Source organism: Acinetobacter sp. YH12063, from assembly GCF_013419715.1.
Lineage (GTDB): Bacteria > Pseudomonadota > Gammaproteobacteria > Pseudomonadales > Moraxellaceae > Acinetobacter > Acinetobacter amyesii.
Genome location: NZ_VOZO01000001.1, coordinates 389,656 through 405,377, shown reverse-complemented (window position 1 = coordinate 405,377; position 15,722 = coordinate 389,656). Strand labels below are relative to the sequence as shown.

Annotated in this window: 12 protein-coding genes; 7 read left to right on the top strand and 5 right to left on the bottom strand. The window is 41.0% G+C overall.

Annotated elements, in window-relative coordinates:
• Positions 1–46 precede the first annotated feature (46 nt).
• Positions 47–667, bottom strand: a complete 621-nt coding sequence (locus tag FTU12_RS01885; protein WP_180113633.1) for a hypothetical protein — start codon at positions 665–667, stop codon at positions 47–49.
• 297 nt (positions 668–964) lie between these two features.
• On the opposite strand from FTU12_RS01885, the gene tehB reads away from it, so the two are divergent.
• Positions 965–1,837: an SAM-dependent methyltransferase TehB gene (gene tehB, locus FTU12_RS01880; protein ID WP_180113632.1), complete on the top strand. Its 873-nt coding sequence runs from the start codon at positions 965–967 to the stop codon at positions 1,835–1,837.
• A gap of 196 nt (positions 1,838–2,033) precedes the next feature.
• On the opposite strand, the gene drt2 is transcribed toward tehB, so the two are convergent.
• From drt2 to fadB, 3 genes are all read right to left on the bottom strand, one after another.
• Positions 2,034–3,422, bottom strand: coding sequence for an antiviral reverse transcriptase Drt2 (drt2, locus tag FTU12_RS01875; protein ID WP_180113631.1), 1,389 nt, complete (start codon positions 3,420–3,422; stop codon positions 2,034–2,036).
• 406 nt (positions 3,423–3,828) lie between these two features.
• Positions 3,829–5,001 (bottom strand): acetyl-CoA C-acyltransferase FadA, encoded by a 1,173-nt coding sequence (gene fadA, locus FTU12_RS01870; RefSeq protein ID WP_180059364.1) that lies wholly within the window; start codon positions 4,999–5,001, stop codon positions 3,829–3,831.
• A gap of 12 nt (positions 5,002–5,013) precedes the next feature.
• The gene (fadB, locus tag FTU12_RS01865; RefSeq protein WP_180113630.1) at positions 5,014–7,167 is read right to left on the bottom strand and encodes a fatty acid oxidation complex subunit alpha FadB; all 2,154 of its coding nucleotides are present in this window, start codon (positions 7,165–7,167) and stop codon (positions 5,014–5,016) included.
• Positions 7,168–7,638: 471 nt separating this feature from the next.
• Between fadB and lpxO the strand changes: the two genes are divergently transcribed.
• From lpxO to FTU12_RS01845, 4 genes are all read left to right on the top strand, one after another.
• Positions 7,639–8,553 (top strand): lipid A hydroxylase LpxO, encoded by a 915-nt coding sequence (gene lpxO, locus FTU12_RS01860; protein WP_180113629.1) that lies wholly within the window; start codon positions 7,639–7,641, stop codon positions 8,551–8,553.
• Positions 8,554–8,922: 369 nt separating this feature from the next.
• Positions 8,923–10,005, top strand: coding sequence for a diguanylate cyclase domain-containing protein (locus FTU12_RS01855; RefSeq protein WP_180113628.1), 1,083 nt, complete (start codon positions 8,923–8,925; stop codon positions 10,003–10,005).
• A 181-nt stretch (positions 10,006–10,186) separates the two neighbouring features.
• Positions 10,187–10,606 carry a PH domain-containing protein gene (locus tag FTU12_RS01850; protein WP_180113627.1) on the top strand — a complete coding sequence of 140 codons (420 nt, stop codon included), beginning with the start codon at positions 10,187–10,189 and terminating at the stop codon, positions 10,604–10,606.
• A 70-nt stretch (positions 10,607–10,676) separates the two neighbouring features.
• Positions 10,677–11,633, top strand: a complete 957-nt coding sequence (locus FTU12_RS01845) for a hypothetical protein (RefSeq protein WP_180113626.1) — start codon at positions 10,677–10,679, stop codon at positions 11,631–11,633.
• Between the two features lie 49 nt (positions 11,634–11,682).
• Here the strand turns inward: FTU12_RS01845 and FTU12_RS01840 are convergent, their stop codons facing one another.
• Positions 11,683–12,738, bottom strand: a complete 1,056-nt coding sequence (locus tag FTU12_RS01840) for an AAA family ATPase (protein ID WP_180113625.1) — start codon at positions 12,736–12,738, stop codon at positions 11,683–11,685.
• A gap of 178 nt (positions 12,739–12,916) precedes the next feature.
• Here FTU12_RS01840 and uvrC point away from each other — a divergent pair, with 178 nt between their 5' ends.
• Together uvrC and FTU12_RS01830 are read left to right on the top strand one after the other, a co-directional pair.
• Positions 12,917–14,716: an excinuclease ABC subunit UvrC gene (uvrC, locus tag FTU12_RS01835; RefSeq protein WP_180113710.1), complete on the top strand. Its 1,800-nt coding sequence runs from the start codon at positions 12,917–12,919 to the stop codon at positions 14,714–14,716.
• A 136-nt stretch (positions 14,717–14,852) separates the two neighbouring features.
• Complete coding sequence (locus FTU12_RS01830; RefSeq protein WP_180113709.1) at positions 14,853–15,647, top strand: thioesterase family protein; 795 nt, start codon at positions 14,853–14,855, stop codon at positions 15,645–15,647.
• Positions 15,648–15,722 lie beyond the last annotated feature (75 nt).

Genomic DNA, 15,722 nt, shown 5'->3' with positions numbered 1-15,722 from the left:
AAAAAAGATGCCGTGAAGGCATCTTTTTTTTGCATTTAATCAACGATTAAGCTGCTTTTTTGAACCAAGAAAAGAAACCTTTTTTCTCAGCTTTAGCTGCTTCAGCTTTTTTCTCTGCACATTTTTTAGCGCAGTCTTTTTTCGCTTCAGCTTTTACTTCTTCAGTTTTAGTTTCAACAGCTTCTTTTGCATCAGTTGCTTTTTCTACAGCTGCATCTTTTGCTTCAACAGTTTTTGCAACGACAGCATCTTTAGTTGCTACAGTTTTTGCTACAGTCGCGTCTTTTGCTGCAACAGTGTTCGCAACAACAGCGTCTTTAGCCGCTACAGTTTTTGCTACAGTTGCATCTTTTGCTGCAACTGCAGTTTCTTTAGTTGCTGCTGCTTTTTCTACAACTGCTTTTTTCATGTCAGCAGTTTTTGCTTTAGTGGTTTCTTTCACTGTTAAAGTTTTAGTTTGAGTCGCTTTTTCTGCAACAGCCACTTGAGTTTTAGTAGCATCTTTAGTTGCTTGAGCAGCAGCTACAGTTGCAGTTTTCGCTTGTGCAGCTTGAGCTTTTACAGCTTCAACAGCAGTCGCAGGTTTTTGTTCTACAGCAGTAGTCGCCATAGCAGAAGTTGTAGCAGCAACTAAAGCAACAGCTAAAGTAGTTTTGATCGCGTTCATAGTCATCACTCTATAAAACTTAGTTAAAATAAGGCATTGTAAATTTTATGCCTTATCAACAGCGCTTAGGTTGCACGGCACAGAGTGAGGGATTTGATTGTGTGAATATTCCACCAATGTTACAAACGGATAACATGGTGTTACGCAGAAATACAAATCAAAATAGCGTGCTTTGCAGATTATGCGAAATTTTCAATTCAAAGCTGATTTAAAATCACTATTAAAGCCGTTATGGTGAATATATATTTCCGCCATTGGTATGGCATAAAAATAACGTGGCATGAGGGATAACTACAGATGCAGCAGCTTATTTGTTATAAACAGCTCCCTGTGTGGACGCAGCAGTCGATTCCACAAGGTTTTAAACAACAGCACAATACCAAAGCAGGCACATGGGCAAAACTCACCGTACTGCAAGGTGAAGTGAACTTTGCCATGCTGGATGCGTCAGGAAATATCCTCTCGACGTATGTATTTAGCCCAGATCAGCCACCGCCGTTTATTGAGCCGCAGGCGTGGCACAAAATTGTGTCTGCGAGTGATGATGTGCAATGTCAGTTAAGTTTTTATTGCTTAGCACAGGACTATTTTTATAAGAAGTATCAACTCAGCCCAACACATTCAGAAATTTTGGCAGCAACACCATATTTGCAAGGTGGTCGTGCTTTGGATGTTGGCTGTGGGCAGGGGCGTAATTCGCTGTACTTAAGTCAGTTTTCTGAGCAGCGTTTTGAGGTGGATGCTTGGGATGTGAACCCACACAGTTTGCATAAGCTGCAAGAGGTGATCGCTGCGGAAGGCATTGAAAATATTTATGTACAGCAGCGTGATCTAAACGCTGACCCAAGCATTACAGGTACATATGACTTTATTTGCTGTACCGTGGTGATGATGTTTTTAGAGGCCAATACAGTCAAGCCGCTGATTCAGCAGATGCAGCAAGCCACAAATATCAATGGTTATAACCTGATTGTCTGTGCGATGGATACGCCTGATCTGCCTGCGCAGCCTGACTTTCCATTTAGCTTTAAAGCAGGGGAGTTAAGTGCTTTGTATGAGGGCTGGAACATTGTGAAATACAATGAAAATGTCGGGGAGTTGCATCGGGTGGATGAGCAAGGCAATCGGATTAAGCAGCATTTTGCGACGTTGTTGGCGCAGAGGGTTTAGGATAGCCATAAAAGCACTTTGACTAAAATAATAAGTCAATGCGTGATTCCACTTTTAAAATGGGATGCTCAAATAAAAAAGATGTCACTGTGACATCTTTTTTATGCTTTAGTAATTTTAAGGAGCTTCTTAAACCAGAAAACCAGCCTTTTTCTCAGCTTTACAATAGCTTGTTCAGCGGTAGCTTTTTTTATTTCTACAGGTTCTGCTTTTCATCACAAATATAAAAAAAATATTCATTGTTAAATTCTTCATGTAATTTAATTTTGGCTTGAAGACGTTTCCAATGTGATTTGATCTGTTTATTAATAGAAGGTTCATTCATGATTTTGGCTGCTTTCAATGCATAGCTTATGTAGTTCCGTTTACCAATATATGAAAATCTTCTATAAATGTGCTTTTTGTTTAATTGCAGGGGGTGGTCGTCTCTTTTAATTCTTGATTCATTAATCTTTAAAAATTTTTTATTAGTCATTCTGATAACTTTTGATGCTTTATGATGATACTGAGCTAAACCTGTATCACGTAATAAGATTTTTTTACCATCGTAGGTGAAACCGAGATATTGAAGAGATTCTCTACTCATATGTGGTTTATCATAGATGTGTAATCCATCTTGAAAATAAACTCGTTTAGTTTTGTCTGGATGAATTTGAACTTTCAGTTGCTTAATTCTTTTTTCTGATTCCAGCGCGATTTTCATTCCTAAGTCAGAGTCACAGATGATTAAAATATCATCACAGTATCTGTAATATGAAGCATTTAATTTTGATAAATAGTTTTTGATATTTTTGTCAAAATCCAACATGTAGATATTTGATAAAAATGCACTTATAGCTGAACCTTGAGGAATTCCTTTCGTTTTATCTTCTTTGATAATTAAATTATTTTTTCTTATTTTATTCCTGAAATCATAGCTGGAGCATAGTCTTTTTAAATCTTTATGATTTTTATTAACAGATAATTCTAAAGCGTTATAAACATCTTTCTTATTTACATAAGAGAATTTAGTAAGTGATTTATAAACTTGGTAATGGTCGCGAGGTAAAAAATTTACATTAAGGACTTTAAGCCATGCTTTCTTTAAAATTTGATGATCAAGCTCATCGAAAAAACTTTTAATATCAAAACATAAAGCAACACAGTTTTGTCTTACTTTTATTTCCTCAAAAACCTTTTTAGCAAAATGAATATTATTAGGGGAGTTAGGTAATTTTCTAAAAGCTAACACACTATCTGACAGATTAGATTCTTCGAGTAATTTTTCATAATTAGGAGTTAGTAATGTAGCGTAATAGGCATATATATGGCCATCTATATGTGAAGAATATTTGATAGGTCTAATCTTTGGCGCGCATTTGACAATAGCATATCTATTTTTCTTTCCCCTTACTCTAATAATTTTGGTTCTATCTTTTTTTATTTTTCGTGATTTTAGCTCGAAATGTATGAATGGATAGAAAGCATGCTTCTCAATATTTTTAGGATTTGTAACGTAATTATAAATTTTCTGAGGCTGCATAGGGTAATCGAAATGCAGATAGTTTTTTTGTCTATTTTTAAAGAAATCAGCATCAATAGTCATTATTAGAAAACTCAAGGGAAAGGTTGTGACGGTAATCCCCGTATTAAACGTTCTACATATGTAGAATTCCCAAGAGCATACTTAAGAACCCCAAAAATCAGTTCCCTCTAAACCGTCCTTAGATCACGAAAGGAATATACTATGAGAAGCATTGATTACATTCTGTGGAGTTCCATATACATTGTTTGTACTTGGTTCCGAGCAGTTTGTAGTGTTTCACCAGATGTACTAGAAATTATTCTAATATTGTGTGGTGCAATACTTGACAACAGATTACCTTCCCCATGTTCTACAACATGGGCTTAAGTAATATACTGAATTCAAATCTAAATCACAAATATTTGTTTAATAAAAATAAACCCCGCAATTAGCGGGGTTTATTTTTATCTCAGTATTTAACTAAACATTAAACACGTTCGATAATAGTCGCGATACCTTGACCAAGACCGATACACATCGTCGCAAGACCGATTTGTGTATCTTGCTGTTCCATCACGTTCAGCAAAGTCGTTGTGATACGCGCACCAGAACAACCCAATGGGTGACCCAATGCAATCGCACCACCGTTCAAGTTCACACGGTCTTGTTGGTCATAAATGCCTAAGCCTTTAAGAACAGACAAACCTTGCGCAGCGAACGCTTCGTTCAATTCAAACGTTTGGATGTCTGCGATAGACAAGCCAGCACGTTTAAGCGCTTTTTGAGTTGCTGGTACAGGACCATAACCCATGATCGCAGCATCACAGCCTGCAACTGCCATAGAGCGAATCACAGCACGTGGCTTAAGACCTAAAGCTTGAGCACGTTCAGCAGACATCAGCAACATTGCAGAAGCACCGTCAGACAAAGCTGAAGATGTTGCAGCAGTTACCGTACCGCCTTTCGGATCGAATACTGGACGTAACGATTGGAATGCTTCAAGGTTTGCATCAGGACGAATCACTTCATCGATATCGCACAGGATTTTGAAACCATTTGCATCGTGACCTTCAACGCCCACGATTTCATTTTTGAAACGACCTTCTTGTGTTGCAGCCCAAGCACGGCGGTGTGATTCAACACCAAACGCATCTTGTTCTTCACGCGAAATACCGTTCATACGACCTAACATTTCAGCCGTTAAGCCCATCATGTTAGATGCTTTTGCATAGTGCTTAGACGCTTCAGGGTTGATGTCGATGCCGTGCATCATGCCAACGTGACCCATGTGCTCTACACCACCAATGATGAAGATATCACCTTGGTTGGTTGCAATTTGCGCAGCCGCTGTGTGGATTGCTTGCATAGAAGAACCACAAAGACGGTTCACTGTTTGACCTGCAACAGTCTTTGGAAGATCAGCCAATAACGCAATGTTACGACCAATGTTCATACCTTGCTCTAGGGTTTGGTTTACACAGCCCCAGATAACGTCTTCAACTTCATTGGTATCAAACTGGTTACGAGCAACAAGCGCGCGTACTAATTCAGCAGATAAGCTGTCAGCACGTACGTTACGGAACATACCATTTTTGGTTTTACCCATTGCTGAACGTACGCCATCAACGATGACAACGTCACGTGGATTTAAAGTAGCCATTCACGTTGCTCCTTAACCGTAGAATTTTTTGTTGTTAGCAGCCATGTCACGCAACATTTGTGGCGCTTCATAAGCCTTACCTAAATACGCATATTTGTCGCAAAGCGCTACGTATTCAGCGACACCTGTTTGGTCGATGTAACGGCATGGACCACCACGGAATGGAGGGAAACCTACACCCATGATCATCGCCATATCTGCTTCAGCAGCAGTCGCTACGATGTTGTCTTCTAGGCAACGAACAGTTTCGTTACAGAAAGTCAGCATCATACGGTCAATGATTTCTTGAGCGTCAAATTCACGTTTTTCCGCAGTTGCAACAGAAGCCACAAGTTCGTAAGCCACAGGATCAACCACTTTGGCTTTCTTACCTTTACGGTCAAGTTCGTATTTGTAGAAACCAACGTCATTCTTTTGACCAAGACGTTTGTTTTCGTACATGGTTAAAGTTGCGCCTTTGTAGTCGGGCTTCATGCGGTCAGGGAAACCTTCTGCCATTACTTCCGCACCGTGTACGCCTGTGTCGATACCCACAACGTCGATGAGGTAAGCAGGACCCATTGGCCAGCCGAATTTTTCCATCACTTTATCAACTTGCTGGAAGTCAGCACCGTCTTTCAGTAGAAGGTCAAATGCACCGAAGTAAGGGAATAGTACGCGGTTTACCAAGAAGCCTGGGCAGTCGTTAACCACGATTGGTGTTTTACCCATTTTCTGAGCAAGAACCACAGTTGTCGCGATTGCTTCAGCAGATGTTTTCTCACCGCGGATCACTTCTACCAATGGCATCATGTGAACAGGGTTAAAGAAGTGCATACCTACGAAGTTTTCAGGACGTTGTAGGTTTTCAGCCAAACGTGTGATTGAAATTGTTGAAGTATTTGAAGCAATGATCGTATTGTCACGAACATTTTTCTCAGTTTCAGCAAGTACGATACCCTTAACTTTCGGGTTCTCTGTTACTGCCTCAATCACGATGTCCACTTCTTTGAATTCGTCATAGCTTAATGTAGGACGGATGCGAGCAAGAGTTTCACCCATTTGAGCAGGTTTCATCTTCTTACGTTCAACTTGTTTGGTCAGTAAGCCATTTGCTTCTTTCATACCTAAAGCAAGTTGTGGGTTACCAATGTCTTTCATGATGATTGGTGTGCCTTTGCTTGCCGCTTGGTAAGCAATACCACCACCCATGATACCCGCGCCTAATACAGCGGCTTGGTTGACAGGGTGCGCACCTTTTTCATATTTCTTCGAAGTTTTCTTCACAATTTGGTCGTTAAGGAATAAACCAATTAACGCACCTGCTTGTGGAGTCACAGCCGCTTTAGCAAAACCTTGCGCTTCGATTTTCAATGCTTCATCACGTGGAAGGCTTGCACCTGCTTGTAATGAGTCTAGAAGAAGTTTTGGCGCTGGGTATTGAGCAGGATTTGCTTTTGCAAGAACTGCACCTTTCGCTGTATTGAATGCCATCATTTGTTCAAGCATGTTCAATTTAACAGGATCTAATTTTTCTTGGCGTTTTGCTTTCCAGTCTACACGGCCAGCAATTGCTTGTTTCACAAGGTCAATTGCAGCGTCTTGTAGTTTGTCTGCAGCAACAACTGCATCAACAGCACCGTCTTTGAGCGCAGCAGCTGGCTTTTTCGGTGCAGCCATTGCCATCCATTCAACCGCATTGTCGATACCAATCACGCGGCTTAAACGAACCGTACCACCAAAACCAGGGTAGATACCCAGTTTGATTTCTGGAAGGCCAACTTGTGCAGCTTCTGACATCACACGATAGTCACACACTAAGCACATTTCAAAACCGCCGCCCAATGCCATACCATTGATTGCAGCAACTTTAGGAACGTTTAGATCTTCAAATGCATTGAAGATGTCGTGAACAGGCAATGCCCAATCCACAATCGCTTGTTCGCCTTGAGCGAAGTTGTCACCGAATTCAGTGATATCTGCACCCACGATAAATGTAGATTTACCTGAAGTAACGATTAAACCTTTGATGTCACCGTTTGCTTTAACAGCATCAATTGCAGCTTTAAAATCTTCAATTGTTGCGCGGTTAAATTTGTTGACCGACTCACCTTGTAAGTCAAAGCGGAATTCTGCAATTCCGTCCGAAAGCATTTGGACGGTAATGGCATTGCCAGCGTGGATCATGCCTGATCTCCTTTATTTTGGAGGACTTCTAAGTTGATGTTGTGAAGCGAGTACGCGGTTCCTGCGTACACTTTATGCCTCGCTAATCTTACGATAACTATATCTAAAAAGAACATAACAAGTTGTATCAAGCCGTGACGCTAGGGTCATCAAAATTTCTTTTGGAAATAGCCTTTGGATCTGCCTTTAATTGCTATCGCTCTAATTAAATATGTTGAAGCTTATGTTTCAGTTCACATTTTTTTATAAATGTAAGCTATAGATTGAGATGCAAAAGAAAAATTCAAGAAAAAAGCAAGTGTATTTTTCGGCAGAATGGTCAATTCACTTTTAACATTGTCATCCATCTTTGCTGAGACACAGTGTTCTATGCTGCTTATTTAGGCATCACTGAGCACTATGCTATACTCGCCGCGTTCTCAAAAGTTAATTTTTCATTAAGCACAATGCTTATTAGCACCAGGTCCTCATATGATTAAGTGGATTATCCTGGCGGTCTTTGTCATTTCTGCGTTTTATATTCAGCAACGCGGTAAAGTCCGTCATTCATTTTATCGTCAGTTTTTTGATCATTCGACATTGCTCGCACCGATCAATTTTCTCATGTACATGTTTTCAAAAGTGCCGAGTCAACCCTATATCGACACGCAGCATTTTAAAGATTTAAAAGTCTTAGATGAAAACTGGGAAATGATTCGTGATGAAGCCAAGGCCTTGTATGAAAAAGGGGGCATCAAAGCATCGAGTACTTATGATGATCTTGGATTTAACTCGTTCTTTAAAACAGGTTGGAAACGCTTTTATTTAAAATGGTATGACTCAGCTCATCCTTCGGCTGCTGAACTTTGCCCAAAAACTACGGCCTTGTTAAAAAATTTACCCACGATTAAAGCCGCGATGTTTACTGAGTTGGCGCCCGACAGTCGTTTAGTTCGTCATCGTGACCCCTATGCAGGTTCATTGCGTTATCACTTGGGCTTACTGACGCCCAATGATGACCGTTGTTTTATTGATGTCGATGGTCAGCGGTACTCATGGTGTGACGGCGAGAGTGTGGTGTTTGATGAAACTTATATTCACTATGCTGAAAATAAAACGGATCAGAACCGGATCATTTTCTTTGCAGATGTTGAACGGCCATTAAAGTCAAAGTGGATGGAAGCTTTTAACCATTGGTTTGGTAAAAATGTCATGACTGCTGCAAGTTCACCGAATGAAAGCGGTGATAAAACAGGTGGTTTAAATAAAGTATTTGGCTATGTCTATCAAATTCGCATAAAAGCCAAAGCCTTGAAAAAAACCAATCGTTCACTGTATTACTTTTTAAAGTGGTTCCTGATGTTGGGGCTGTTCTTCCTGATTTTTGTACGTCCATATTTATTTTAAAAGTGGAATAAATATTGAAAAAATGCGCCCTTAGGGGCGTTTTTTTATACTGACAGTCAGCGAAATATCAGTTATCGTGCAAGCAGAATAAAAATAATCATGCAGAGCAAATCAGCAAAAGCAGAAATAGTGTTAGCCAGAATAAGCTAGAACCAGAATAAGCCAGAAAAAATGTGCCAATAGACGAGGAATATGATGTTGACGTCCAAACTTAAGCCCATGCCAAACCATTGAGCTGAAAGAAAAGCGTCATCATCAATGATAGCCAAAACCCAAAGGTGAAAACGGTGGAAACATTGCAGACCTACTGCATAGAAACCCTGTGTAAACGCCTGAAGGGAAGGATTTGGCGGGAAGGGGATCCGATTCATGAAAGCAACCAACCAAACATTGATGCATCAAATGCATATTTCGATGCAAGATATAGAACGACGTAAACAGTTGCTTGGCTTGACTGATTTAGAGCTGGCGGAATTGGCTTCGATTGGTGGGATTGTGGCGCCGATACTCGACAGTATGGTCGATGAATTTTATGAAAATCAGACCTCAATTCCAGAAATTGCCACTTTGATTGGTGATCTTGATACCTTGAAGCGTTTGCAGCGCGCGCAGCACCAGTATTTATTGGACTTATTTTCGGGACGCTATGACAGCGCTTATGTGAATAACCGTTTACGGATTGGTTTGGTTCATAAGCGTATAGGTGTAGAGCCGAAATTGTATCTCTCTGCGGTGCATACCTTAAAGACCATGTTGTTCCGCTTAATTCAGCGTACCTTTAATGATACGGAACAGTATCAGCGGATTATTAACACCTTGGAAAAGCTCTTTATGTTCGACACTACATTGGTGGTGGAAACCTATGTGTGGAGTTTGATTAATGAGGTGAAGATCTCCCGTGAAAAAATGGAACAGTATGCGCATGCGTTAGAGTTTCGTGCACAAGAAATGGAAGAACTTTCACAGCGTGATCCATTAACAGGACTGTTAAATGTCCGGCATTTATCGACCTTATTGACCAGTATTTTATATACTGCACAGCGTAATCATGAACCTGTGACAGTGGTGTTTATTGATATCAATGATTTTAAAAAGATCAATGATGAACAAGGTCATCCACGTGGAGATCAGGTACTACAAATGGTTGCTGCGGCCATAAAGTCGGTTGCACGTTTAGATGATCATTGCTTCCGTTATGGCGGAGACGAATTTTGTTTGGTCTTGCCCGGTTGCAGTGAAAAGCATGTGGAAGGGAGTTTTATCCCGCGTTTATTAGAAGCGGTGGCGGAAATGGAAGCCGGCTTAAGTTTAAGTATTGGGCTGTGTCAAACAGATCATCAGCAAGGCTATGTAGATGCCATGAGCTTGGTACAACAAGCCGATGCTAAAATGTATCAAGAGAAAAAGAATTATAAACGTTTGCAGGAACAACCTATGTCGAAAGAAGCGTGATTCGAGCGTAAAGAACGCCAAAAATAACAATAGATGAATAGCGAAACTTGAGCGAAATGGATCTCCATATTCTTAAAAATAATGTGATAAGTATGCTTATTTCCTGCAAAAAATAAAGCTGAAATAGCAGATGCATCCTTCAAAATCTTGTATAGAATAAAAGCAGTTGATGGGGGATAAGATGCAAGTTTTTCGTTCAAAAAAAGATTGGTGGGTGGTGGCGTTTATTGTTTGTATGAGCGGTTTACTCATTCAATTATTACTCACCATGCAAGCCAAAGGCACGATGCAACAATATCCTCTTCATACCGCGGTGTATATTTTAACGGTATTACTGCTGTGGTGGCCAATATTCAATACACGTTATCAAATTTCCGCTACAGAATTAAACATCCGTAGCATGTTTCTACGTTGGCAGATTCCTTTGCAGGATATCCAACGCATCAGTGCAAGTCAGGATTTGTCTGCGGCACCTGCGCTTTCCATTAAACGTTTAAAAATTGAATATATACAGAATGGACAACGCAAATTCGTCATGGTTTCACCCAAAGATAAACAGGCATTTACAAAGGCATTGCAGCAAACACAGGTTGAAGCCTAAAGTTGATGTTGTGGTGATATAACGTTCAAGTTAAGATGTTGAATCATATAAAATGAATAACAACATATAAATGGACGTTAAATATAAACTCAGCATCGCAATCTTATCAATCTATCTCACTGCCTGTGGGGGTGGAGGTGGTGATTCTTCTGTTAAGGAAGAACCAAAGCCTGAACCTGTGGTGGTGAGCCAAAGTTATTATTCATTTAATTTTGACTTTGAAAATTACCGATCTTTTTCTTATTTCAACAATGAACCGACTCGAAGTTATATGACAGATGTGGGCTGGGGAGAATATTTGCTCACACAACAAAGCTTATATACAGACATGAAAGTCAAAGGAGACACTCGGGCAATTAATGAACTGACTTTATACTTCAGTGATGCTCCCAATGTCGCTCGAACTGAATATTTAAAGAAAACGGATTTATCCGGAATATCCATTTTTGATGGTGTTTATCTGGGGTTTCAAGGTTTTTTTAAAGCCATGAATGGAACCCCTATTTATGCAAATGAAAAAATCGCCTCGCTTTATGTCAATGCTGGTGTTGAGCAAACATTTCCACCCGGTTCGGTGTGTTATCACTTAGAGAAAAGCGTCCCAACCAAACCCTATATTTGGTTCACGCATAGTGGCTTTAAAGATATTGCATATAGCTATATGCCGCAGTTGATTGAAAGCTGGAAAAAAGATGCAAAATCCTATGGCTACACGACACGGGTGACATCAGGAAAGTGGAATGCCTATCCATGGACGAAGGTGCAAATACTGGATAAATATGGAGTCGTTAATAGTATTGTGGTGGTGAATTACCAAGGGATGATTTTTGAGGCCGAAATGGTCGATGGTGAAGTCTTTGAGCAAAGTAAAGATGCTGCGGCATATTTAAAACGTGCACAGCAATTTGATCCAGCTTCTGAAGCGTATCAACATCGATTGGCTATTTCGACCTATATCGGCAATAACTGTAAATATTACAATGACATCGCAATTGCTGCGATACAGCGATATAACGCTATATCTTAATTCATGTTCTTGCATCATATAAAAAGCACGCGAAAGCGTGCTTTTTGACTTATGACTCGTGTGGTTGAATCACGAATTGTCCATGTTGACGATCTAAAGACAAGGTCGCTTGCATTGGATGATTCAAAAAATACACCGCCAAAATAGGCTCAAGCTCGACCCGCATTTTTCGTGCTAAATGTCGTGCGCCATAACGAATATCATGGTTCTGATAAAAATGTGCTTTGGCTGCATCTGTGAGTTTGATACTGCGTTTTTGATGTTGTAGGCGTTGATTAAGTTTTTCCAGTTCAATCTCCACCAAACGGGGCAAGGCATCATCTTGAACGGGTTGATATTGCAATACACGGTCAATACGGTTAATAAATTCAGGGTCGAATTTACGTTGCATGACTTTTTCAATAATACTGCTGACCGGCACGCGCTTGAGACAAACCTTCTGTATTTTTTCGGGTAAAAAATTTAACTTATCTAGATATTGCTGTGCCGCTTGTGCACCGACATTGCTGGTCATAAAGATCATACAATTACGAAAGTCGATGGTTTTTGTACCTGAGGTTAGGGTTAATTTTCCGCTATCTAGCACATTCATTAAGCCGCGAAGCACTTCGGTTGACGCTTTTTCCAGTTCATCAAAAAGCACGATGCCCGGACGGGTATGACTACCTGCAATGGCAACTTCATCAAATAAACTATGGCCTTCTTTAGAACCGACATAGCCCGGAGGCGCACCAGTAATGGCAGCCGCATAATGTTCCTGTGCGAGCGTGTTCATATCAATGCGGCAAAAGGCATCAGGTCGGCCATAAATCACTTCACTGATTAAACGTACAGTTTCGGTTTTACCAACACCTGTCGGTCCAAGCATTAATGTTACGGAGAGCGGTCGTTCAGGACTGGAAAAATCAGCCTTGACCACATGCAGCATTTTTTCAATTTCGTCTAATGCTGCTTCTTGTCCAATAATCCGTTGCTTTAAGCGTTGCATAACGTCACGCGGTTCAAAATGAAAACGCGGCTTACCCATCAAACGGTTTTTTTCAGCAGTGCTATGCGTTGAAGTTGTCGGGTGTACGACATGGATGGCGGGATTGGCGTTCGTCATGCATCATGTTCCTAAAGCGGGATGTTTTGAGCATAGCAAATTTAGAATTTTGCATTAATAGCTTTTAGCAATCAGATCATTGTTATGAGCAACAATAAATTTGCTGGATTGCTTGAAAATGCAGGTAAAAGCATCACATCATGTCAAAGAGCAATATCGAAGACGGAACAAGGCAAAAGTGAACGAAAACGCACGCGAACATATTGAAAAAATTCTTGCCAATATGACGACTCTACCCGGTGTTTACCGCATGTTGGGTAAAGACGGTGAGTTGCTGTATGTGGGTAAAGCAAAGAATTTAAAAAATCGTGTGTCGAGTTATTTTGTCAAAACCATTGAGCATCCCAAGACGCAAGCCTTGGTCGCACGTATTTATGATATTGAAAGCTTGGTGGTGCGTTCTGAAACAGAAGCCTTATTGCTCGAACAAAACCTGATTAAGCTCCATCGTCCGCCGTATAACATCATGCTGCGGGACGATAAATCTTATGTTTATATCTTTATTTCAGCCGATAAACCCTATCCACGAATTGCTGCTGGGCGAGGCAAAGCGAAGCATCAGGCGGGTAAGTTTTTTGGGCCATATCCGAGTGCTTATAACGCGCGTGATACTTTGGTGGTGCTGCAAAAATTGTTTAATGTGCGTCAGTGTGAAAATAGCTATTTTTCGCAGCGCAAACGACCATGCTTGCAATACCAAATTAAACGTTGTTCCGCGCCTTGTGTGGGTTTGATCTCACCCGAAGACTATAAAGAAGATGTTAATAACTCGATTCGGTTCTTGCAAGGCGACACCAAAGAGCTCAATCAAGAGTTAATTGGAAAAATGGAAGCTGCTGCCGAAGCTTTGGAGTTTGAAAAGGCGGTGTTTTATCGTGATCGTATGGCGCTGCTGCGTGATGTGCAAACTCAGCAAGCGATTTATAAAGTCAAAGGTGAGGCCGATATCATTGCCATTGCTTATCAAGCCGGTGTGACCTGTGTGCAGATTATGCATGTGCGCAATGGTAAAATGCTCGGCGGAAAGAGTTATTTCCCTGATATGCAGGGTGATGATCTAGGTCAAATGCTCTCGGACTTCATTGCCAATTTCTACTTTCAAGTTGCAGATGAGATTCCAACTGAACTCATCATCAATGTCGATATTCCAGATCGCAAAGACATGGAAGATGCACTACATCAGCACTTTGATAAAAAAATTCAAATCAAACATAAAGTGCGAGAAACTCGTGCCGAATGGCAAGAGCTTGCACAAATGAATGTGCAGCATGCGATTAAAGGTAGACTGGCTGATCATTTTGAATTGAATGAACGTTTTCATCAGTTAGAACAAGTGGTAGGGCGACCAATTGACAGTATTGAGTGTTTTGATATTTCTCATACCATGGGCGAGGCAACCATCGCGTCTTGTGTGGTCTTTGATGCTGGAGGTGCAAGAAAGCGCGACTATCGCCAATTTTCCATCAATGACATCACCGAAGGCGATGATTATGCTGCCATGCGTCAAGCGCTGACCCGCCGCTATAAAAAGCATATGCTGCCCGATTTGCTATTAATTGACGGGGGTAAAGGTCAATTACACATGGCGATGGAAGTCATGCAAGAACTCGAGCTTGACGCCTTTATGGTCGGGGTGTCCAAAGGTGAGGGGCGTAAACCAGGTTTGGAAACTTTGCACTTTACCGATGGTGAAAAAATTCAATTGCCCGAAGACCATAAAGCCCTGCATTTGATTCAACAGGTTCGTGATGAAGCCCACCGATTTGCCATTACCAAACACCGAGCGAAACGAGATAAAAAGCGCGGCTCATCGGTACTTGAGGTGATTCCGGGCTTAGGGCCAAAACGTCGTCGGGATCTGTTGACCCATTTTGGTGGCATTCAGGGGGTACTCAAAGCTTCTGAAAATGATTTAAAACTAGTGCCGGGCTTAGGCGATGTGATGGCACGTACCATTTATAAAATTCTGCATGAATAGAGTGAACTAGCCCCAATCGATGACGCATCAAGTCTGAATTTGCCAAAATGCTCATTGACGCATGAGTCACTGATCATTCACATCATTTGATTTTTATACAATGATATAAAAATCAAAAATATGATCAGGGATGATGATGTCACTCGCACAGTTGTATCAACATATTGAACACAATGAATGGGTTGAGATTCCAGAAGGATGGTTGCAAGGACGTACGATCTATGGCGGCTTAGTGGCTGGCATGATGATGCACAAAGCCGTTGCCACCATTGCCGATCCGCAGCGACGTTTACTCAGCTGTAGTGTGACATTTGTAGGCCCAGTACAATTGGCGCCCGTGCGTTTAAGTGCTGAAATTTTAAGACAGGGCAAATCCGTCACCACCATTGAAGTTCGACTTTGGCAAGATGATGCCGTACAAAGCATTTTATTGGCGAGCTTTGGTGTTCCACGTGAATCAAGCATTGCCGTCAATCAGGAGCGTCAAGCACCCAATTTTCCTGAAGTGAGCAGCTTAAAGATTGCCGAACATCATCCACTTGCACCCCAGTGCTTTCAGCAAATGGATTTGGTCTGGGTAGATGGGCAGTATCCATGTACAGCAAGTCAAAAGCCTGACTTTAGTGGTTGGATGCGTTTTAACCCAGAACGTCATGATAACCGTAAGATGACTGTTGCTGACCTAATGGTCTCGATGGATATGTGGCCGCCCGGTGTACTGCCTATGTACAAAACCATGGCACCTGCTAGTTCTTTAACGTGGACATTGACCTATGTACATCCCTTGCAATCAAACTTACATAATTGGTTTAAATATAAAGTATTTACCGATTATGCAGCGGATGGATACGCTACAGAATATGCTCATTTATGGGATGAAAATAACCAGTTGATAGCGATTGCGCGACAGACTGTTACGGTGTTTGCCTAGTGACACTGAGGGGCATTTCGTATAAAGTGAGTGCAACTAACGATGGATAAATCCTCAAATTATTCTGCATTTTCA